12 protein-coding genes and 1 pseudogene are annotated in these 21,670 nt (G+C 66.6%); 8 read left to right on the top strand and 5 right to left on the bottom strand.

All coding sequences use genetic code 11. From position 1 onward, the window contains the following. Positions 1-41 precede the first annotated feature (41 nt). The 4 genes from ACQP12_RS22255 to ACQP12_RS22240 all read left to right on the top strand — a co-directional run bounded on the left by ACQP12_RS22255 (position 42) and on the right by ACQP12_RS22240 (position 4,569). Positions 42-1,328 carry an ATP-grasp domain-containing protein gene (locus ACQP12_RS22255; RefSeq protein ID WP_433281685.1) on the top strand — a complete coding sequence of 429 codons (1,287 nt, stop codon included), beginning with the start codon at positions 42-44 and terminating at the stop codon, positions 1,326-1,328. Between the two features lie 159 nt (positions 1,329-1,487). Next, positions 1,488-2,450, top strand: coding sequence for a 4-(cytidine 5'-diphospho)-2-C-methyl-D-erythritol kinase (locus ACQP12_RS22250; protein WP_433281683.1), 963 nt, complete (start codon positions 1,488-1,490; stop codon positions 2,448-2,450). Positions 2,451-2,535: 85 nt separating this feature from the next. Beyond that, positions 2,536-3,840, top strand: a complete 1,305-nt coding sequence (locus ACQP12_RS22245) for a condensation domain-containing protein (protein WP_433281681.1) — start codon at positions 2,536-2,538, stop codon at positions 3,838-3,840. Between the two features lie 333 nt (positions 3,841-4,173). Continuing rightward, a complete protein-coding gene (locus tag ACQP12_RS22240; protein ID WP_433281680.1) occupies positions 4,174-4,569 on the top strand; it encodes a hypothetical protein in 396 nt (131 codons plus the stop codon). On the opposite strand, the pseudogene ACQP12_RS22235 reads toward ACQP12_RS22240, so the two are convergent. Then, a pseudogene (locus tag ACQP12_RS22235) lies at positions 4,542-4,633 on the bottom strand (transposase); the annotation flags it as partial. The gene ACQP12_RS22240 and the pseudogene ACQP12_RS22235 overlap by 28 nt on opposite strands. A 596-nt stretch (positions 4,634-5,229) precedes the next feature. Here ACQP12_RS22235 and ACQP12_RS22230 point away from each other — a divergent pair. Next, complete coding sequence (locus ACQP12_RS22230; RefSeq protein ID WP_433281679.1) at positions 5,230-5,919, top strand: class I SAM-dependent methyltransferase; 690 nt, start codon at positions 5,230-5,232, stop codon at positions 5,917-5,919. A gap of 53 nt (positions 5,920-5,972) precedes the next feature. On the opposite strand, the gene ACQP12_RS22225 is transcribed toward ACQP12_RS22230, so the two are convergent. The 3 genes from ACQP12_RS22225 to ACQP12_RS22215 form a co-directional block, all read right to left on the bottom strand. Beyond that, positions 5,973-6,287: a hypothetical protein gene (locus ACQP12_RS22225; protein ID WP_433281677.1), complete on the bottom strand. Its 315-nt coding sequence runs from the start codon at positions 6,285-6,287 to the stop codon at positions 5,973-5,975. Between the two features lie 902 nt (positions 6,288-7,189). Continuing rightward, complete coding sequence (locus ACQP12_RS22220; RefSeq protein WP_433281675.1) at positions 7,190-7,717, bottom strand: hypothetical protein; 528 nt, start codon at positions 7,715-7,717, stop codon at positions 7,190-7,192. A gap of 96 nt (positions 7,718-7,813) precedes the next feature. Beyond that, positions 7,814-8,098, bottom strand: a complete 285-nt coding sequence (locus ACQP12_RS22215) for a hypothetical protein (RefSeq protein WP_433281673.1) — start codon at positions 8,096-8,098, stop codon at positions 7,814-7,816. Positions 8,099-8,327: 229 nt separating this feature from the next. On the opposite strand from ACQP12_RS22215, the gene ACQP12_RS22210 reads away from it, so the two are divergent. Then, the gene (locus ACQP12_RS22210) at positions 8,328-9,071 is read left to right on the top strand and encodes a GntR family transcriptional regulator (protein ID WP_433281671.1); all 744 of its coding nucleotides are present in this window, start codon (positions 8,328-8,330) and stop codon (positions 9,069-9,071) included. 307 nt (positions 9,072-9,378) lie between these two features. Here the strand turns inward: ACQP12_RS22210 and ACQP12_RS22205 are convergent, their stop codons facing one another. Further along, on the bottom strand, positions 9,379-9,969 hold the full coding sequence (locus ACQP12_RS22205; RefSeq protein WP_433281669.1) for a hypothetical protein: 591 nt from the start codon (positions 9,967-9,969) through the stop codon (positions 9,379-9,381). A 105-nt stretch (positions 9,970-10,074) separates the two neighbouring features. Between ACQP12_RS22205 and ACQP12_RS22200 the strand changes: the two genes are divergently transcribed. Both ACQP12_RS22200 and ACQP12_RS22195 read left to right on the top strand, forming a co-directional pair. Then, positions 10,075-21,030 (top strand): LamG-like jellyroll fold domain-containing protein, encoded by a 10,956-nt coding sequence (locus ACQP12_RS22200; RefSeq protein ID WP_433281667.1) that lies wholly within the window; start codon positions 10,075-10,077, stop codon positions 21,028-21,030. After that, a complete protein-coding gene (locus ACQP12_RS22195) occupies positions 21,024-21,566 on the top strand; it encodes a hypothetical protein (RefSeq protein ID WP_433281665.1) in 543 nt (180 codons plus the stop codon). Before ACQP12_RS22200 ends, ACQP12_RS22195 begins: the two co-directional genes overlap by 7 nt. The last annotated feature ends 104 nt before the right edge of the window (positions 21,567-21,670 follow it).

The raw sequence follows: 21,670 nt of genomic DNA, 5'->3' as shown, positions 1-21,670 counted from the left end.
GAATGGCTGAGCGGGCAGCCAGAAGCATCAGAGGAGTTCCAATGAGGACCTTTCCAGGCGGCAGGAACGCCAGGCCGCAGGGCGGCTTTCTAGCCTTCGTCGAAAGCAACATGACCGGTACCGGCATGCAGGCGTTGAAGCTCGCTCGCGCTAATGGCTACCGCGTTGCCTTCCTCGCCGCCGATCTCAACCGCTACGCGATGGACCCGGATGCACTCGACACGATCACCAGCCAGGCTGACGAGGTCGTCACCTGTGACACCCAGGACGTAGAGGTCATGGCGAGGCTGTTGCGGAACCTGTCTGGCCCGGTGCTCGGCGTTATGACCGTCATGGACCACTTCGTGCCGCTGGCAGCGGCCACTGCCCGACGGTTGGGATTGCCGGGTCTCAGTCCGCAGGCCGCGGAGAAGGCACGGAACAAGCTCAAGACGCGAGTGGCCTGTGCCGAGCGGGGAATCGCCGTACCGACCTTTCGGTTCGTCCCGTCCCCGGCGGAGGTCGATGCCGCCCTCGACGCCGTCGGACTGCCGTGCGTGGTGAAGCCGGTTGACGAGTCGGCAAGCATTGGCGTGGCTTTGTGTCGGACCCGGCGGGAGGTCCTTGACCGAATCAGCAGGTTGGCGACCAGCTCGACTAACTCCCGAGGCCAGCGCAGGACACCCGGAGGGCTCATCGAGGAGTGCCTTTTCGGCCATGAGGTCAGCGTGGAGACCTTTACTTACGGCGGGCAGACCAAAGTGCTCGGAGTGACGGACAAACTGCTCGGCCCGACGCCCCACTTCGTAGAACTCGGGCACACCTTTCCGTCCTTCCTCCCCGAGAAGTCCGGTCGGGCGGCCGCCGATCTGGCGCTGGCCGCCCTTGACGCGATCGGATACGACTTCGGCCCCGCACACACTGAGGTCAAATTGACCGCGCGAGGCCCGTTTCTGATCGAGATAAACGCTCGCTCTGGCGGGGACTTCCTCCCCGACCTTGTGCAGCACGCAACCGGGGTTGCTCTGCTTGAAGAAACGATCACCGCGCATGCGGGCGGAGAGCCGAACCTGCGGCCGAAACGGGAGCGAGGGGCGGCCATAAGGTTCCTGGCGGGTCGCCGGGGAGTGGTCGAAGCGGTCCCCGACGTGAGCGTCCTGAGAAACTTTCCCACAGTGGTGTCGTCTCGCATCAAGGTCGCGCCCGGCTGGCAAACGCGATGGCCCACGACCAGCCACGACCGCATCGGGTACGTAATGACATGCGCGCCGACGGCACAGGAGGCGGCGGCCGACGCGGAAGCCGCCCTGGCACACCTTGGCGTGACCTACCGGGAAGCGGTCTCCTAGCTTTGCGGACCGCAGGCCATGGTGGGCGCCCCCAAATTCCGCGTCATCTCGTACGGGCAGTCCCCGCCACACCAAGCTCTGGCCGCCGCACGGCACCACCCTAGGGCCCGTCAGCGCCCGGTCCAGCCGACTAGGTGACCAGTATGTACGGAGGTTCGCTTGAACACGACTACAGAGTTCACATCGGCGTTCACCGGAGATCGTAACGATCTCCGCCGGTCAGTGTCGGTTGTCGCCCCAGGCAAGGTGAATCTGCAACTGTCGATAGGAGGGCTACGACCGGACGGCTTTCACGAAATCGTCACCATCTTCCAAGCCGTCTCGCTGCACGACGACATAGTCGCGCGTCCCGCGAACGGGCTGCGCTTGACCGTCGAGGGGGGCAACAGCACGGACATGCCGCTCGACGGCAGCAACCTTGCAGCGCGGGCCGCCGAGGTGCTCGCCGTCAGGGCCGGGATCGCGCCGAACGTGCACCTGCACATCCGGAAGCGTGTGCCGATCGCGGGCGGGATGGCCGGGGGCAGCGCGGACGCGGCCGCAGCGCTGGTGGCATGCAGCAGGTTGTGGGATGTCAGACTGCCCGCCGAGGAGATCCTAGAGCTGGCTGCGGAGCTAGGCAGTGATGTGCCATTTACGTTGGTCGGGGGGACCGCGATTGGCACGGGCCGGGGGGAGCGGCTGCGGCCGGTAGCAACCGCTGGCATCTACCACTGGGTTTTCGCGTTCGACCGGGCGGGTCTGCCCACTCCGAGGGTCTATCAAGAGCACGACCGGCTTCGGTCTGGAGGCGCGCTCGCTGATCTGGCTGTTTCCTCAGACCTGCTGGATGCGCTAGCGGTAGCGGATACCCACCAAGTGGGACGGGCCCTGCGGAACGACGCCGAGGGGACCGTGTTCAGTTTGCGGCCAGAGCTGCGGCGGACGCTCAATGCGGGTCTATCCGCAGGAGTCCTGGGCGCGGTGGTGGCCGGCACTGGCCCCACATGTGCCTTCCTCGTCAGCGACCGGCAGGCTGGGCGAGAACTCATCTCGCTACTGGCCGGCATGGGATTCGGGGGTTGTTACGCCTATGGCCCCGTGACGGGACCGCTCGGAAGCGGCCTCGCTGACGGCTGGTAGGCAGCGGGCCCTTTACCACCTTCGACTGCCGATGGTCTGGGCCTCTCCGCCGTCACGGAAGGTCCTTGTTCAGAAGGGTATCAAGTTGGTTCACTTCGGCCGGCCGGAACGGCCGACCCAGGTCACTGCGTCCTGGATTCAACGGCACAGGCTCGGACAGATAGCGCAGGAAATCAAGTCAGGCAGCCATAATCCGTACTATGACGTCTGGTTCGTTAAGCTGAAAGGGCGTCTGGTAGTTGAGGCTCTTAACGAAGCGTGGCTTGACCTGCAACGCCGCCACCCCACGTTGTTATGCGGCTTCGACGTGGAAAGCGGAGTCTGGAAGGTCGGAGAGCCAGCCCAGCCGAGTCCCGTCCTAATATGCAGCGGTGAGGACGGGCGGACGGCCGTGGAAACCGCAGTGAAGGCGCCGTTTGATGTTGCCAACGGCCCGTTGTGCCGTTTTGTGGTCGCTCAGGTGCGACCGGAGGTCCATCTGGCTGCCCTGGTCGTGGAGCACTTGGTGTGCGACGCGTGGTCCATGGATCGGCTGATTGCTGACCTACGCGTGTTGTACCTCAAGCATTCAACTCGGGAAGAGGGGCCCGAGCTGCCGCCGTCCGGTCCGTCCTACGCCGCTTTTGCACAGCGGGAAAACGAGTACCTGGCCTCGCCAGAAGGGCTGCGTGACATCGACGCCGCTCTGGCCGCCATCGAGCCGCTGGGTGTACTGCCGGAGGTCAAGCTTCCGGGCTTCACTGGTCGACAGGACATCGACTACAACCGCCAGGGGCGACTGGTCGGCCGGATTGAAGCCGACGAAGCGAAACGGCTGACTCTGTTCGGCCGGAAAGCGGGGATGAGGCTTGGCGCGCTCTTGGCGGCCGCCATGCATGTCGCGCTCGCCGAGTTGTCGGGGGACGCCCACGTCGGAACCCCAGTGGTTACGAGCAACCGGCGCCGTCCTGAGGACTTCGATGTCGTAGGTTGGCTGGCAACAAAGTTCGTTCTTACCTCGGAGCCGCTCGCATATGCGGAAGGCGACTACCTGCGCCACTTTCGCGACCGGTTCTATATGGCACTTCGGGCTCCGGCCGTCTCATGGCAGCGGCTCCTCTTCGAACAGTATCCGCATGTGTTTGGCAACTTCAGCACCACGCCAATCGTGACCTTTAATGCGGTGGATCGTTCGAGCAGCAAGCGAGGTTCGGCCTTTGTGGGGCTGACCGTCGAGGAGTTGGCCATCCGCCTCGGGGGGCGTGACAACTCGATCATGGCCGACTGGGCCATCTCTCAAGGGATAGACGTCTCTCTCGACTTCAAGTGCGACTGGTACAGCTATGACGACATCAACATGCTCTGGTCCGCTACCAGGGATGTTCATCGACGGTGGCTGTCAGGCGAGTGATCGGCCCTGCTCTGGGGCGGCCGCGGGCGGCTCGGCGAGCCGGTCGGCTTATACCGTTGGTGCCGCAGCCGAGGGTCAGCGGCGCGTAGCCGGCGGCCATATAGGCGGGGGCCTGCCTGGCAGGGCCGGTTCAGGCGGCCAGCTGCCGCCGGTCTTGGGCCCGAGGCCGGGGAGCAAGTTGGGAGCAACCGGCTGCGCTGAACGGGGCCAAGCAGCGCTCAATGGGTCCGAACAGCATGTACCGTCTGCCCTCCCACGGGGGGTGGGCTCGCGGCGACCGGCAGGTCCGGTGCTTCATGTGGTCCTACAAGCAGATGAAGCGGTCGATGAAGGGTGGTCGGCCGACGGCACTGCCGGTCCGCTGATCGGCGACGGCGCTGTGTAGATTGCGCCGCGCTCTCGGCACTGCCGGCGGTCAGGGAAACCGCCTCGGCGCGCGGCCAGCAGGTGACCGCCGCCGGCGTCGAGGACGGACTCGCCTCGCCGATAATCCGCGGGCTGCTGCACGCCGCCCCCGACCCCACCACCGCCGCCGCTCTGACCATCGAACAGATCAGCGGCCTGCTCGTCCGAGCCGGCCGCCGCCGTTACATCACCGCGGCCGCGACCCGGCTGCACGCCATCTTCCAGGCCAGGCACCTCCGCCAGCCGCCGATGATCGAATCCGCCTTCGGCCGGCAGGCCCACCGCTATCAGCAACGTCGGGTGACTGGCGCGGCGCCGGCGTAGGCCTTGAGGGCGCGGGCGGTGGGGAACGGCTGCTGTCGTCGCCGATTTCGCCGAGGATGCGCGCCTCCGGCAAGAGCCGCGCTGCCTTCAACCGCAAAGCCAAAACCAGCGCCTGGCCTCGGTCGGCTACCAGTGGGCGTTCTGCGCCCTGACCACCGCACCCGGCGCGCTGGCCCACCACCGCCGCCGACGAGACCGCGGCGACTGGCACGCCGCCGCGCAACGCAACCTGTTCAACCGGATGCTCGGCATCCTCCACCACTGCCTGGCCACCCGCCAGCCCTACCAAGAGACCAAAGCCTTCCCGGCACTCGGACTAGCCGAGCCGACAACGCAAAGCCCGGAAACAACCGTCCCGCTCCATGCGAACCGTGAGGCGCTGCCCCACACCCCGGCCCTCCAAGGAGCCGCCGGTTGACACATACCCCTGCGGGAGGTCTCAGAGATCAGCCGCGGATCACCTCGCCGGGCACCACAAGGGTTACCAGCCTCCCCGGACGGGGCCAGGGTCGTTCGGCTGGTGAGGCGCTCCACCTTGTCCCCGTCTGGGGGGTCTGACGACTACTCGATGAGGAGGTCCGCCCTTCACTTAGCACCGGAGGTCAACACAGCCTGCTACGGCGGGCCGCATCGATCACGGTTTCCTGACAGGGTGGCGCGATGAGTGTGGCGAGGTCCGCTTCTGACGCCTGGAACGACGAGTACCGACGGGGCCGGTACGTTGACGAGCCCGCCGTCCCGTTCGTCGACGACATCCTTCTGACTGCCTCTGTGGAGGGCATCACCGCTGGCCTGTATGTCGGCTGCGGCAATGGCCGGAACCTCCTGCCGCTGGTCGATGGCGGCATTGACGTTTTCGGCCTGGACGTCTCCGACGCGGCGGTCCACCAGCTCGCGCAACGCCGTCCCGACCGGGCGGATCGTCTCTGGCATGGCAACTTGGACTCTCTACCCGCCGGCGACACCTGGCCACTCGTCATCGGCATTCAGGTGTTCCAGCACGGCAACCGCGAGCAGGCGCACAGGCACGTGCGGGCCGCACAGCAGCGAGTCGAACCTGGGGGCCTGTTGTGTGTGCGAGTCAACGCCACCGGCACGGACGTGTGGCCGGCACACGAAGTCACGGAGCAGCACCCGGACGGAGGATTCACCGTGCAGTACACCGCCGGACCGAAGAACGGCCTGAGCATCCACTTCTTCAGTGACGGCGAGTTACGCCAGCTGTTCGAGGGATGGCCCGCGTTGCTACCGATCAGAGCTGACAGCACCGAGCGCACACCACCCGCCCCCGGGCAGTGGATCCAGTGGGAAGCGATCTGGCGCCGGCCGATCGACCACTCGCCGCGCTGATGACTTCGCAGGCCGTATCGGGAAGTGCGCACGTATCTGGGGAACCATTGCCGCTAGTAGCTGAGCCGCGCGGTGCGCAGACGACCGAATTGGCCGAGCTGATCGTGTCGTGTCCGTGGCTGCTCGACCTGCTGACGACCGCCTTGGTAGATGCGGAAGTAGGCGCGGGCGAGAGGCAGGCGTCGTCCGAGGTTGTACACCCGGACCGCGTCGCCCTTGTCCGGGCGGTGAACGTCGCCGTCCTCGGGGCCCTCGAGCAGCATCGTGGTGACGGCGTCCGGTCCGTCGTTGAGGTCGCCGCAAAGGATCGTCGGCATGCCCGGCTGCCCGTCGACGGCGGTCGCGGCAAGGACCTCGTTGAGGTGCACGCGTAGCGCGACGGCTTCGGCGGTCCGGCGTAGCAGCGCGTAGCCGGCGCCGCGGGCGCGTTCCTCTTCGGTGCGGGGGTAGCGCCGCCCGCCGGGGGTAGGTGAGCAGTCTGCTCTTGAGGTGGGCGGTCAGCAGCCGTAACCCGGGGCCACCGCAGTCGACGTGCACCTGGACCGCCCCGCGACCCAGGTGGGTCAGGGTCTGTCGGGGTACGACTTCGAGTGGAGAGCGGCGTACGCCGGCCAGGCCGTAACCGGCTCGTCCGGATCGCCAACTTCGCCGCCGCGACGCGTTTGTCCGCCGGCCACTCTGGCAACTCTCTGACCAGGGCTTCCTGTCCGTTGCCCTTTTCGCCGGGGCCGAAGAGGCCACTGGAGCAGCTAGAATTGTATGAGCTTCAAGGTTCTTGGCGATCGTCATCGGCGGTGGGGCAATGGTTCGTGTGGCCCCCCGATTAGCCCCAGGCCCCACATCGCAGGTCAGGCAACATTGGCGCCGAGTCGCTGGCCGGCGACTCGAACCCCCACCGGCGGCCGTACATCTGTCGTTTGAGCATCTTGATCCGGTTGACGTGTCTTCGAAGGGGCCGGAGTTCCAGGACATGGACAGTCCGGCGGTGACGGCGGCGAGGTCTTGGCGTAGGCCACGGGTGAAGCTGCGGATGGCTGCGGGTTCGATTCCGTCAGGCGGCTTTGTGCAGAGGCGCAGGTCATCGACCTGGGCTTCGCCGTTTCCCGCGGTCGGTCGCGCCGCGGTCCGTGGTGTCAGTCCGCCCGCGTCCCGCGCCGTGACCGCCTTGTCGAGCCGGTTTGGCGGTCGCGTTGAGGTCGTCACCGAACGGGCCCGAGTGCACGTCCAACGTCAGCGATGCAGACGCGTGCCCGAGCGACGCAGCAGGACATCAGGTGATTCGTTGTAGCCGCCTACGAGCGGGTACCCACTTCATCTGTTCGACCGTGTTCGGGTCTGTGAACGCGAGGACGGACTCGTCAAGGCGGCGCCATACGAGCCGGCCGTCAAAGTTCTCCTCCGCTTCGCCGGCCACCAGCAGCAGATCGCGGCGTTCAACTTGAAGCCGGACTTCGGCGAGAACGTCGCCGTCCAAGTCGATAGACACCCTTCGGACCAGGCCCGTGGGCAGCTCTGGCAGGGCGCGGCGTCGATAACCATGGCTAACGTCATCGCCGTCAGACCCGGCACTCCGCTCGATCCTCAATCCGAACAGGTCATCGTGTTGGTAGGTGGCGATGGTGACCGTGTCGCCGGTGTCGGTCCGTGCGTACAGAGCCCACAGATGTAGGCAGGGTACGTCCTGGCCGGCGAACTCGGGTGTCGGCCCATCGCCGCCCCGCACCGCCATCTCCACGCCACCCCAGGACCGGATGACCTGATCCTTCAACGCCATGAACTCGTCGATCTGGGTCCGCATCCATCCGCTGGCCACCGTTGCAGCCTCCCCCCTGCCTACTGTCTGGTCCCACCTGACGCTTGACCGTTGGTCTAGGTTGCTGTCGGGGGCTTTTGGTCATGAAGGCTGCCACTCACTCGGGCGGAGCCAGGTCTGCCCATCGCCAGGCCGGACCCGCACGGAGTCGCCTACGTCCAGGGCGGCGAGCACCCCGAAGATGGTGTCCAGGACGGCCTGCCTGTCCGCTGTCGCAAGGATGTCGATGTCGAGGTGGGAGCCACGCTCACTTGTTCCGGCGCCGGTGACCTCGCCGCGTCCGAGGAGAGCGTGGTTGAGCTCATCTTCAATGTCGTCGCGGTCGGCGGCGATTGGGCCGTCGATCACTAGCTCCACGAAATCCATCACGTCACCTCGGTCGGGTGGAAGCTGAGCTGCGGTGAGGTGCAGTCATTACAGAACTGTAGTGACAGGTCCGCCAGGGCTAGATGACAAACGTGTTCCAAGTCACAGTGACGGCGGTTACGTCTCCGTGTCCTTCCGGTGCTCGGGCGGTCATCCGGCCGCAATGCCTGTCATGACAGGGATCGTTCTGCCGTGGCATGCTGTACTCGATCGACGGGGAAGGAAGTCCATGACGATGACCTACCGGCGGCTCACCCGGGACGGGAGCGAGCCGCTGTGGATGCAGTTGATGCGGGAGCTGCGCGGCCAGATCGAGGCCGGCGACATCGCCCCGGACCAGCCGCTGCCGTCCGAGGCGGAGCTGACCGACCTCTACGGCGTCTCCCGCACCGTCGTGCGAGAGGCGCTGCGCGAGCTCGTCCAGCAACGGATGATCTACAAGGTCAAAGGACGGGGCGCCTTCGTCGCGCCCCGCAAGACCGAGCTGCGCTTCGTCGGCTCCGTGTCCGGCTCCGCCGACGACCTGCGCGAGTCGGGACGCCGGGTCACCACGCACACGATCAGTCAGGCCCTGGGCCCGGCGGACCAGCGCGAGGCCGAACTCCTGCAGATCCCGGTGGGCGAGCCGGTCGTACGGATGCGCCGACTCCGACGCGTCGACGGTCAGCCCTGGCTGCTCGTCGACACGGCCCTGCCGGCCCGGCTGGTGCCCGGTCTGGAACGCGCGGTGCTCGAGAACCAGTCGCTGTACGACGTACTGCGCCGCCGGTACGGATTGGAACCGGTCGGGGCCGACCGTTGGATCGAAGCCGTCTTCCCTGAGCCCGAGGACGCCGCCCTGCTCGAGATCACGACCTCAACGCCGCTGCTCGGCATCGAGTCCGTGGCCTGGCTGCCGGACGGCACCCGTTTTGAGGCCTACCACGCGTTGCACCGCAGCGACCAGACTCGCTTCTTCGTGGGAATCCGCTGAGCTGACGGTACGCCGTTCCGGACTGCTCTGGCCTTGCAGGTGAGTGCCGGTTGGGTGCAGCCCGACGAGGTGGGTAGTCGTGCTCGACGCGCTCAATCGGGTGCGCGGATTGCCGCTGATCGCGCCGCACAACCAGGTGGACCGATCGAGCAACGCCAGGCAGCTCTTCGGCGCCGGGAGGGCCTGCTTGGACACCTTCCGGGAAGACCGAAGTGGTCACTTACTCGGTTGCGGCACGTGGCTCGGGAGGCTCGCCAGGCAGAGGCTGGCGGGGAACGGGTAGCGCAGCCTCCGGACCCCGGCTCGGTCAGGATGCGGCGTCGGCGAGCGCGATCACTTCCTGCTTGAGGATTTTACGAAGACCATCTGCGTCCTTGGCATCGATGGCGGTGACGTTGGCTGCCGCGGCGCTTCCACCGACGGTGATGAATCGCACCTGGGGAAAGGTGGGAGCGGCGGCCACAACGGCGTCGATCTGGGCAGCACCGGCGGCTATGACGAGGCCGCACTGGCTGCCGGCTAGGGACGCCACGTGGCTACGGGCGTTGTCGACTGTCTGTGGTCCGTTGACCGCCAGATACTGGACTTTGACGAGGCTGGAGACCGAGGCCTCCTGCATCGCAGCCCAGACCGGCTTGGCTGAATCGCCGTTGATGCCTGCGCGGTCGGTGAGGAGGCATGCGGTGGCGTTGAGGTATTCCCGTTGCCGCGGTTCGGGATCGGGCCACAGCGTCCAAACCGTCGTAACGGCGGCGAGAAGCAGGCCGAGGGCGGCCAGGGCGATTCGCCTCGGCCGCCCGGGGGCCAGCCGCAGGGCCGGGCGCCGTCGAGACGGCAGCTTCTGCAGCCGCCAGCGCCGGTTTGCTGCTGTCGGGCGCGGCCGTACGCGATTGGACACCGGCGCACGTTAAGGCACGTGCGCTTCGGAAACAAGATCTTGCGCCAACGTCATCGGCAGGCGAGACTTCGCGGACTGTTGATCATTTTCAGCCGTGGAGGGCCCATGAGGCGCCGGATTGCTGTCGTCACCACGTTGGCGCTGGCGCTGTCGTTGGGAGTGCCGCAGGGGGCGGTACCCGAGGATGGTGGCTTTCCGCTTCCGTCGCTGACTTCGTGGTTCCGGCAGTTGCCGGCGTGGGCGGACGTGCGGGGCGTGCCGGTTCAGAAGTCGGCCGGCGGCGCCAAGAACCGTGACCACTACGTTTCGGCGGAGCAGACCCGGGCCGACGGCGGACAGGGTCAGGCGCCTGGCCGGGGGCGCGGCGCGGTCGATGCCGAGAATCCCGCAGCGGCACCGACGAAGACCTGGACGGCGCCGCCGCTGTCCGGCGAGAACAGCTTCAACGAGCAGACCAGCAAGCGGGTGCCACAGCGGTCGAGCGCCCGGTACGACGAGTTTCAGAACGCCGACGGCTCATTCACTCGCCGGCTGTACGGCTCACGGGTCAACTTCAAGGGCGCTGGCGGGGAATACCAGCCGATTGACACTGGATTGACCCGTCGTGGCGGCCGGTGGGCGATGGGCGCGAACTCCATCGACGTGAACCTGGCCACCCGCGGCTCCGCTGGAGCGGCTGATCCGCTGGCGTCGGTGACGACCGCCTCGGGTCAGTCGCTGGCCTACGGCCTGCTGGGAGCAGCGCAGGTGACAGCCGTGGTCAAGGGCTCCACGGCAACGTACCCGGAGATCCTGCCCGGCACGGACATCGAGCTGGCTGCCTTCGCTGACGGCCTCAAGGAGACCATCGTCCTCAAGTCTCCGGCGGCGGGCAACCAATGGGTCTTCCCGCTACGGCTGGACGGGCTGACCCCGCAGCTGCGCAGTGACGGGTCCATCGCGCTGCTCGACGCGAATGGCAAACTGGCTATGCGTGTGCCGCAGGGCTACATGGAGGACTCCAACGTCCACCCCAAGTCCGGCGCGCCAGCACAGTCGTCCGCGGTCACGTATGAGCTGATCACCATCAACGGTGGGCCCGCGCTGCGGGTGACAGCCGACGCAGCGTGGTTGGCCGACCCTGCTCGACGTTTCCCGGTTCGGGTCGACCCCTCGACGATGGACACCGTCGACACCGGTGACGTTTTTGTCGACAACGACTCGAGTACGACCAACCACAACACCAACGACCTGCCGGTCGGCACCTGGAACAGCGGTACATCGATCTCGCGATCCTTCATTCACTTCGACGAGTTCGACAACGACGGCATGGTGGGCACGCAGATCAAGGCAGCAAAGCTGTTCCTCTACCACACCTGGTCGTGGAACTGCGGCGACAACACGCCGTTCTTCGTACGGCAGATCCACGAACCGTGGACCGTTGATTCACTGACCAACAACGCGGGCCTTGCCGCAGGTCCAACCTTCGGCACCGCGATCGGATCATTGACGATCACGAACAACTCGCCAGCGTGTGGGAACACGTCAGGGGACCGCAGCGTCGGCAGATGGTGGTCGGTGCCGCTCTCGGTCACGACCTTCAACGCCTGGTCGACGCGGGACATCGGCAACAACGGTCTGGCGCTCACCGCGTCAGAGACCAGTTCCACCGGCTTCAAGCGGTTCACCTCCGCCAACTACGGCGCGGCGTACAAGCCGTACCTGCAGCTCACCTACGACTTGAACGAATATCCGCAGGTCAACGAGCAGTACCCGGGTTACGGGCAGGCCGTGCAGACGTTGACGCCAGAACTGCTGGTCGACGCGCACGACCCGGACAAGTTCCCGAAGTCACTGCAATACAAGTTCACCGTCTACGGCAGCGACAGCAAGACTCAGATCGCCACCTCGAACTGGATCACCAAGAAGTCGTGGACCATACCGTCCGGCGTGCTGACCTGGGGTGAGTCCTACTACTGGACGGTGCAGGTCTCCGACGGCCTCCTCGTCGACAATGCTGCCCCGCCGAAGTACCTGCTGGTCACACCGGTGCCGCAACCGTCGATCACATCAGGGCTGTCGCAGAACTCGGGACGCGGGTTCGACCCCAGCATCGGCAACTACACCACTGCCACCAGGGACGCGATGGTCAACACAGTCGGTCCGCCGCTGGAGATCACCCGTTCGTACAACAGCATCGACCCGCGCACGGGTCACGCGTTCGGCGCCGGCTGGTCGACCATGGCCGATTCCCAGGCCGCCGAGCGGTACGCCAGCGGCCCGAGCGGGAGCACCATCGTCAACACCGTGGTGGTGACCTACCCGAACGGCCGGGAAATGGCCTTCGGCCGCAACGGCAACGGCACATTCTCCTCACCAGCCGGGCGTGCTGCCACGCTCTCGACGGTCACCGGCGGTTACAAGCTGACCGAGAAAGACGGCACCAGCTACGAGTTCCTGACCGCGCAGGGCGCGGGCCGGTACGCAGTGACCAAGGTCAAGGATCTCGCCGGCCGAGCATTGACGTTCACCTACACCAGCGGCCGGATGACGAAGATGACGGCCGCGTCGGGACGGACCCTGACGCTGAGCTGGGCCATTCCACCGAGTGCCAGCACGGCGCACGTGGCATCGGTCAGCACCGATCCCGTCACCGTCGATGGCCAGACATCGGTGAACACCTGGACCTACAGCTACGACGGCGACGCGCTGACCCAGGTATGTCCTCCCACGTCCACCACGCAGTGCCACACGTACACCTACACCAATGGCTCGCTGTACCAGACCGCGGTGAGCAACGCCCTACCTCACTCGTATTGGCGGCTGACCGAGACCAGCGGCACCACCGCCGCCAGCTCCGTGCTCGAGAACGCCGGCGCCGACAACGGCATCTACAGCAATGTGACCCTGGGGCAGCCTGGCCCGCTGCCCGCCTCGGCGGCGACGGCGGCCGGTTTCAACGGCACCTCGTCGCAGGTGTCGGTGCCGGCCAAGCTGGTCGGGGACGCCTCCCAACAGGCGATCAGCATGTGGGTCAAGACCGCCGGCGGCGACGGTGTGCTCTACGGCCAGTCCTGGGAACCCGCCACGGCGAGCACCGCCAAGGGGGCTTACAACCCGACGTTGTACATCGGCTCCAACGGCAAGCTCGTGGGCGGGTTTCCCACCGCTCCGACCCTGGGCGCCTCGATCGGCAGCCTGATCGCCTACGGGCAGGGGCAGTGCCTGGAGGTACCTGGGAACTCGTCGGCGAGCGGGGTGGTGCTGGCGCTGGGTCCGTGTACCGGGGCAGCTAATCAGCAGTGGACCTGGACCGCGGACCGGGAGCTGCGGGTAACCAGCGGCGGGGTGGTCAAGTGCGCGGGCGTGTCCGGCGGCGAAACCGGTAACGGCGCGGACGTCGTTACCTGGTCCTGCACCGGCGCGGTTGACCAGAAATGGAGCGTGCAGGCCAACGGCCAGGTCGTCAACGACAACTCCTACAAGTGCTTGGATTCGGTCGGCGACGGGTCGCAAAACGGCGCGGCAATGCAGATCTGGGCATGTGGCAGGGCGAACCAGGCCGACCAGTCGTTCGTGGCGCGAGTGCACAACCCGATGCAGTCACCGGCCAGCGTCGCGGACAACCAGTGGCACCACGTGGTGTTGTCGGCGTCGGGCAACAAGCAGCAGATGTTCGTCGACGGGGTGCAGGTGGCGCAGCAGACCGGCGTCACTGTCCAGGACATGAGCCCGGTCTACTCCTACATCGGAACTGGGTTCCTCGGCGGCGGCTGGCCGAACCAGTCGCATGCCAGCACGGTCAGCAATCTCGGCACGCGGGACCATTTCACCGGTTCGGTGGCGGAGGTAGCGCTGTTCGACACGCCGGTCACCGAACAAGTGGTCGGCGACATGTACCAGGCCAGGACGCCGATCACACCGTTGGCAACGGTGCGACGCCCGTCCGGCAACGCGACCGCACAGATCGCCTACGACGGCGTGACCGGCCGGGTCAGCCAGATGACCGACGGCAACGGAGGCGTGTGGCGTCCGCTCCCCGCGTCCGTGGCAGGCACCACGAAAATCTACGAGAGCACGGTGCTGGGCGGCGCGCCGTCGAACTACTGGCGGCTGGCGGAGACCGGCACGGTGGACGCCGTCAATGAGGTCAACGGGGACATCGCCAGCTACAGCTCAGTCACGCTCGGCGGCACGCCCGGCCCGTTCGGACCGTCCGCTACGGCGGCATCGTTCAACGGCACGTCCTCTTACCTGAGGTTGCCGGGCGCGGAGATCCCGCCAGCGACGGCCGATGACCGTTCGGTCGGGCTGTGGTTCAAGACCAGCAGTTCAGCAGGTGGGGTCCTGGCCGGGTTCCAGACCTACGCGCTCGGGCAGAGCGGGGACCTCCAGTGGCTTCCCGCGCTGTACATCGGTGTCGACGGAAAGCTGCGCGGCACATTCTGCTACTGCGCAGGCGCCGGTGCGATGACCTCGACCACCACGGTCAACGACGGCAAATGGCACTCGGCGGTGCTGACCCGCACGGCCACCGGCCAGGCCCTGTACCTGGACGGCAAGCAGATCGGCACCAAGACGACCACGTCGACGGAGACCCGCACCCTGGACTACGGCTACATTGGCGCGGGCAAGGTCAGCACCCACTGGCCGTCCACGCCGACGAACCTCAACGGCTACTTCAACGGGCAGATCGCCGAGGTCGCGTTCTACCGCTCGTCCCTGGACGCGAAGCTCGTCGAGGCGCAGTTCAAGGCCCGGGACGCGGTGAAGGCCGCCGCCGTGCCGGGGGTTACCTACACCGTGGTGCACCCTGACGACGCCCAGAGCAAAGACGTGCACGACCTGCAGGCCGGGCGCAAGGTCGCCGAGATCGACGTCCGCGGCTTCACGACCCGATTCGGCTACAGCAGCAAGGGCTACCTGCGCACGGTCACCGACCCCAACGGCAACATGACCATCAACGAGCACGACGTGCGCGGCAACGTGGTCTCCACCACCACCTGCCAGGACCGGTCGGCGAACAAGTGCTCAACGAGCTACTCCACCTACTACCCGGATGCCACCACCCAGAACCCGCCGGCGAACGTGCTCAACGACCGGTTGCTCGAGAAGCGGGAAGCAGGGTCGACGTCGGCCTCTGACAACACCTACCTGACCACCTACGCGTACGACCCCGTCACCGGCAACCGCACCGCGACCACCGACCCCCTGGGACGCAGGACAACCGTCGCCTACACCGACGGCACCACCGTCGCGGCGTTCGGCGGGGGCCTCGCCCCGCCCGGCCTGCCATCGACGATCACCAAGCCGGGCGGCGGCGTGGTACGCATCGTCTACTTCGCCAACGGCGACATCGCCGAGGTGACCGACCCGGCAGGCTTGATCACTCGGTACGAGTACGACCAGCTAGGCCGCACCACCAAGGAAATCGACGTCGTCGGAGGCGTGCCCAGCTCGACGACCGCCTTCAAGCACGACGCGCTGGACCGGGTGGTCGAGCGGACGGACCCGGCGACCACCAACCAGGTCACCGGCGCCACCCACACCCCGGTCACCGCCGTCGCCTACAACGAGGACGGCCTGCCGGTATCGGAGACCGTGTCGGACAGCACCGGCGGGGACGCGCCGCGCACCGTGACCTACGGCTACGACAGCCACGGGCGGCGGGTGACCGAGACCGACGCCAGAGGCAAGACGCTGATTCTCGGCTACGACCCGTATGGGCGGGTGCACCGACAGACCCACGCCGACGGCAGCATCGTGCGCACCGACTACGACGCACTGGGCAACGAGCTCGCCGTGGTGGTGGAGGACTACACCGGGGACCCGAACAATCCCTCGGCGCCGACGGACCTGGTCGTCAAGTCGATGGCGTACGACCCGGGCGGCCGCCTGGCGTCGGTTACCGACGCGATGGGCTGGAAGACGGAGTACACCTACACCGACAACAACCTGCTCGCCACGGTGACCCGGCGCGACCCCAGCACCGGCGCGTCCTTTGTGCAGGAGAACAACAGCTACGACGCCGCGGGCAACCTGGCCTCGCAGACCACGAACAACGGTTTGACGAGGACCGACCGTACGTACGACGCGGTCGGCCGCGGCCGGACCGCCACCCTCGACCCGAACGGACTCAACCGCACCACCAGCCACACCTACTCGGCAAACGACGACGTGCTGTCCACGACCCTGACCCAGGGCGGCACCCTGGTAGGCGCCTCGGAGGCACTGTATGACCCGCTAGGCCGGGTCTTGTCGAACACGACGTACACCGGCGGCGGGGCGACCCCGGTTGGCCGGTGGAAGCTTGACGAGACCACCGGCGGCACGGCCGTGGACTCCACCGGCAACAACGCCGGCACGCTGCCGGCCAGCGGGGTCAGCTGGTCCACCGACCACGGCGGATCGGCGCAGTTCACCGGCACCACCGCCATCGAGACCGCCGGCCCGGCCGTGGACGCCACTGCGGGCTTCACCGTCGCCGCATGGGTCTACCTGACCGACGGCACCGCCAAGCACAAAGCCGTCGCCGCACGCGGCGCGCTGCAGGACGCCTTCTCGCTCGGCTTCGACGACGCCACCACCGAGTGGCGGTTCAACATGAAGGACTCCGACACCACCGGATCGGCGGGCAAGGCCGCCAAGACGTCGGCGTCGGGGCAGCTGAACACCTGGACCCACCTGGTGGGCACCTACGATCCCGCCTCCGGCACGATGAGCCTGTACGTCAACGGGGTGCTCAAGCACACCGCCACCACGACCGCGACGTTCACGCCGCGCAAGTCTGTGCTCATCGGCGCCGGCACCTGGAACGGCGTGCTGGAGAACTTCTGGCAGGGCCGGGTCGACGACGTGCAGATCTACTCGCGGCCGCTGAGCGGCAGCGAGGTGGGCCAGGTGCGCTCCGGCGCCCTGCCTGCCGCGGATGCCCGGGTCATCCGCACGAGCTACACCCTGGACGTGGACGGCTCCATCACGTCGACGACGGACCCGAGGGGCAACACCACCTATGTGACCAACGACGAGGTGGGCCGCGCCGTGGTCACCACCTCCCCGGCGGTGAGCACCGTGGTGGGAGAGCAAGCACCCGTCACCGCGGTGTCGACGGTTCGGCTCGGCTACAACACCTTCGGCGAGCTGACCGAACAGCAGGACCCCAACGGCAACGTCACCGTCGTCCGCTATGACGCCGCCGGCCAGCCGGTAGAGACGCAACTGCCCGCATACACCCCGCCGGGCTCCTCCACCCCGATCGCGGCGAGGACAACCAACGTCTACAACGCCGTGGGACAGGTGGTGTCCACCTCCGACCCGCTCGGCGCGGAAACCTCGATCGTCTACGACCAGCTGGGTCGCGCCGCGAAGGTCACCGCACCCGACGGAGGCGTGAGCCGCTTCGAGTACAACCTCAACGGCGACCTGCTTTCACAGACCGACCCGACCGGGGCGAAGGGCACCGCCACCTACGACTACCTGGGCCGGACGCGGACCTCCACCGAGGTGGTGCGCCAAACCGGGCAGGCGCACACCACCACGTTCGGGTACGGGTCAGGCCCGTGGCCGACGTCGATCACCTCGCCGACCGGCGTGGTCACGTGGCAGGACTACAACACCGCCGGTGAGCAGACCTCGGTGACCGACGCGGCCCGCAACACCACCACCACCCAGTACGACGGCGCCGGCCGTCCGGTCAGGGTCACCGCTCCCGACCGGACCTACCAGACCATGGCCTACGACCTGGCTGGGCGGGCGATCAGTTCACAGGCGTACTCGCCCGGCGCGACCAGCGCCCCGGCCGACGACGTGCTGCTGCGGACGGTGTCCAGCCAGTACGACATGGCCGGCAACGTGGTGGCGGCCACCGACGCGCGGGGCACGACGAAGACGTTCGCCTTCGACGCGGCCGGGCAGCTGGTGTCGCAGACCGAGCCGATCAGCGGATCCGACGAGATCGTCACGACGTTCGGCTACGACCTTGCCGGCCGGCAGACCCGGTTCACCGACGGCCGCGGCAACAGGTTCATCACCACCTACAACCCGTGGGGCCTGGTCGAGTCGCAGATCGAGCCCGCCACGACCGCCCATCCGACGCTCGCCGACCGCACGTTCACCATGTCGTACGACGGGGCGGGGCAGCTGGTACGGCTGGACTCGCCGGGCGGGGTGAGCGTCACCTCGGAGTACGACGACCTGGGTCGGTTGGTGCGCAGCTCCGGCGCCGGCGCGCAGGCGACGACGGTGGACCGCACGTTCGGCTACGACGCGGCGGGCCGGATGACGTCGTTCGTCGGCTCGGCGGGCGAGACCACCGTCGAGTACGACGACCGCAGCCTGCCTGTGACGATCGGTGGGGTGTCCGGGGCCTCGTCCTACACCTACAACGGCGACGGGGCGCTGACCTCCCGCACGGATGCGGCCGGGACGACGTCGTACACCTACGACACCGCTGGCCGCCCCGCCACGGTGGTCAACCCGACCGCGGGAACGAACCTGTCCTACGGGTACAACAACTTGTCGCAGGTGTCGTCGATCACGTACGGCGCGGGCGGTAACGTCCGGTCGTTCGGCTACGACGAGCTGCATCGGGTGACGTCCGACGAGCTGAAGACCAGCGGCGGCACCAGCATTGCCAAGATCCAGTACGGGTGGGACCTCAACGACAACGTCACCTCGAAGACGACCACCGGGCTCACCGGCGCGGCGGCCAACACATACACCTACGACCTGGCCGACCGGCTGATCGGCTGGAACAACGGCACCACCCCGGTGGTGTACGCGTACGACAAGTCCGGCAACCGGGTGCAGGCGGGCACCAAGACGTTTGCCTATGACGCCCGTAACCAGTTGCTGTCGTCCTCGGACGGCGCGAGCTACGAATACACGCCGCGGGGCACCCTGACGCGCACCAGGTCCGGCGGCCAGGACACTGACACCGTCACGGACGCGTTCAACCAGGTGGTGTCACAGGGTGCGGCCGGTGGTACGGCGTCTACCTACACCTACGACGGCTTGGGTCGGCTCATCCAGCCGAACCTGACGTACACCGGTTTGGGTAACACGGTGGCCGGCGACGGTGGCGCCGTGTACGTGCGGGACGCTGCGGACGGGCTCGTGGGTGTCGCATCCGGCGGCACGCAGCGTTACGCCTGGACCGATCTGCACACCGACGTGGTGGGCGAGTTCACAGGTACGGGCACGGCGCTGACCGCATCGGTGGCCTACGACCCGTGGGGCAAGGTGCTGTCCAGCACCGGGATGATCGGCAAGCTCGGCTACCAGTCGGAGTGGACCGACCAGGGCACCGGCCGGGTCAACATGTGGGCGCGGTGGTACGACCCGGAAACCGGTGCGTTCGACACCCGTGACGACGTCACGCTCAACCCCACCCCCAGCTCGGGGGCAGCGAACAGGTTCGCGTACGCCGAGGCGGACCCGGTGGGCAACACCGACACCACCGGGCATGCGGTGGACGGCAAGTGCGGCGAGTACGACTATGCGTGCGAGCTCAAGAAGTACGACGCCGCGATCGCCCAATACACCCGTGATCTGACACAGCACCAGCGAGACGTCAAGTTCGCCGGCGAGGAGATCGCCCGGCAGGAAGCCGAGTACCAGCGGGCGGAGCGGGAGAGCCAGACCTCGCTGTTCGACATCCTGCTCCAGGTCGGTGTCGGAATGCTTCTCGACATGATCGGCTGGACGTCGCTGATGGGATGCCTCGACGGAGGCGTCTGGGACTGCATCGACCTCGCCACCAACTTCCTCGGACCAATCAAGGCACTCAAGATCGGCAAGTCGCTGTATCGGGCTGTCGACCGCGCCTTCAGCGGGTACCGAATGTGGAAACGGATCGTCGAGGGCGCCCGCACGATCATGCGCCGGGCGCAGGACCTGATGAATCAGGCGCGCAAGCACCTCAACGACCTAATGCAGAAGCTACCGAAGAAGCCCAAACCGCCCAAGAAGAAGCCCAAGCCGCCGGTCAAGCCAAAGCCCAAGCCGAAGCCCAAGCCCAAGCCGAAGCCCAAGCCGTCCAAGCCGGCCACACCGCCGAAGGCGAAGCAGTCGCCGAAGCGGCAGGAGAAGCCGGACAGGACCGCGCCGAAGCAGAACCGGCCCGAGCAGAACCGGCCGGAGCGGCGTCGTGACTCTGATCCGGCTCAGGACAAAGAGCCTGAACCGACGTCATGCAGTGTGGACCTGCGGACGCACAGCTTCGACCCGAACACGCGGGTGTTGATGGCCGACGGCAGCACGCGGCCGATCTCCGAGGTCAACGTCGGTGACACCGTGGCTACCACAGACCCGTCGACGGGCAAGCACAGCGACCAGCAGGTGACCCTGCTGCACGCCAACCGGGACACCGAGCTGACCGACGTGACCGTGTCGGCCAAGCCTGTCGACCAGGCGGCGCGTTCCACCGGCGAGGGTGAAGGGGAGCGCAGCACCCGCGGCCCGACCTGGTCGGTGCTGCACACCACCGCGCACCACCCGTTCTGGGACGCCACCACCGGTCAGTGGGTTGACGCTGCCGACCTGACTCCAGGCGAGTCGACCCTGAGCGGACCCGACGGACAGATCCAGTACGTCACCGCCATCCGCAACTTCACCGGCGCCAAGGTGATGCGCGACCTCACCGTCGCCACCACCCACACGTACTATGTGCTCGCCGGCAGTGAACCGGTCCTGGTACACAACAACGATTGCCCCGAGATCTTCTACCGGGCCATGAGCGAGAAAGAGTTCAAGCAGCTTGGACCCAACGGCGAGATTGCCGTCAAGGGAACCGAGAACTTCGTCACGCAATCGCGCTCGTACCTCGAAGGACTCCGGAGCCGGGTCGGAGGTCGGGGCGGCCGAAATGCCGACAAGTACACTGTTCTTGTCCGCTTTGAGATGGCTCCCGGAACGCGCGACGCGCTGATCGCGGCAGGAAAGAGACCAGAAGAAATCGGGCAAGATATCAACGCTATTCACCTAAAAATGGAGCGCGGGTCGGAAACCTTCGGTCTCAGACCGGGATCCGTGGACGTCTTCAACTCGATGATCAAGGGGTTCCGAAGGATGGATGATTGGTGATGCCATCGGGCGAAACGGTCGTCGACGTGGTGGATTCTTTGCTCGTGGGATTCATTACGCCAGAGAAGGCTGCGGAGATAAAAGCCAAGTTCCCTATCGTGGTCGATTCCATCGTCGGTTGGATCAGGGACTCTGCCGCTGCTCAGAACTGGTCTAGAGTGGAACGGCTCGCCAATCTGGCCGCTCAACTTCGGCCGCCCGGGCTTGGTGGTATCTTGCGCGAACTCCTTGACGCAGGTATCGCTGAACTCAACAACGAGGATGTGGTGGACATCCTGGGTGAGATTCGCGAAGCGAGTGCCGCCGGCAGTATTTTCAGGCTGGTGGAGCGATCGGCGGAATCGGACGCCCCCGCTTATTGGCTTTGCCAGAAGGCCATTCTGTCATTGAGTGAGCTTGAAACGGATGAGGCGAATGAATACTTGCTTGCACTGACGCGCCCTTCCTGGCCGGGGCCTATCCGGTGGCATGCCGCCGTCGCTTTGCAGATTGAAGACGACCTAGGGTTCGAGGAAGATCGAATGCTGGGACAATAGAAGCTATTGTCGGCGCGGGTGAGTCGCGGCTGTCAGGCACTTGCTGCATCGCTGGTACGAATGTTGCTTACCAGGAAGTGGTCACCGCGCCCGAAGTGCTCACC

This window comes from Micromonospora sp. CA-244673 (genome assembly GCF_050948395.1).
In the GTDB taxonomy this organism is placed as follows: domain Bacteria; phylum Actinomycetota; class Actinomycetes; order Mycobacteriales; family Micromonosporaceae; genus Micromonospora.
Note: the sequence above shows the minus strand (reverse complement) of the source record. Positions and strands in the feature narration are given on the sequence as shown.

Bases quoted from the DNA above. Each gene is read 5' to 3' on its own strand.
- ACQP12_RS22220 (WP_433281675.1), bottom strand. From the start codon at position 7,717: ATGCGGACCCAGATCGACGAGTTCATGGCGTTGAAGGATCAGGTCATC.
- ACQP12_RS22200 (WP_433281667.1), top strand. From the start codon at position 10,075: ATGAGGCGCCGGATTGCTGTCGTCACCACGTTGGCGCTGGCGCTGTCG.
- ACQP12_RS22210 (WP_433281671.1), top strand. From the start codon at position 8,328: ATGACGATGACCTACCGGCGGCTCACCCGGGACGGGAGCGAGCCGCTG.
- ACQP12_RS22215 (WP_433281673.1), bottom strand. From the start codon at position 8,098: ATGGATTTCGTGGAGCTAGTGATCGACGGCCCAATCGCCGCCGACCGC.
- ACQP12_RS22230 (WP_433281679.1), top strand. From the start codon at position 5,230: ATGAGTGTGGCGAGGTCCGCTTCTGACGCCTGGAACGACGAGTACCGA.
- ACQP12_RS22255 (WP_433281685.1), top strand. From the start codon at position 42: ATGAGGACCTTTCCAGGCGGCAGGAACGCCAGGCCGCAGGGCGGCTTT.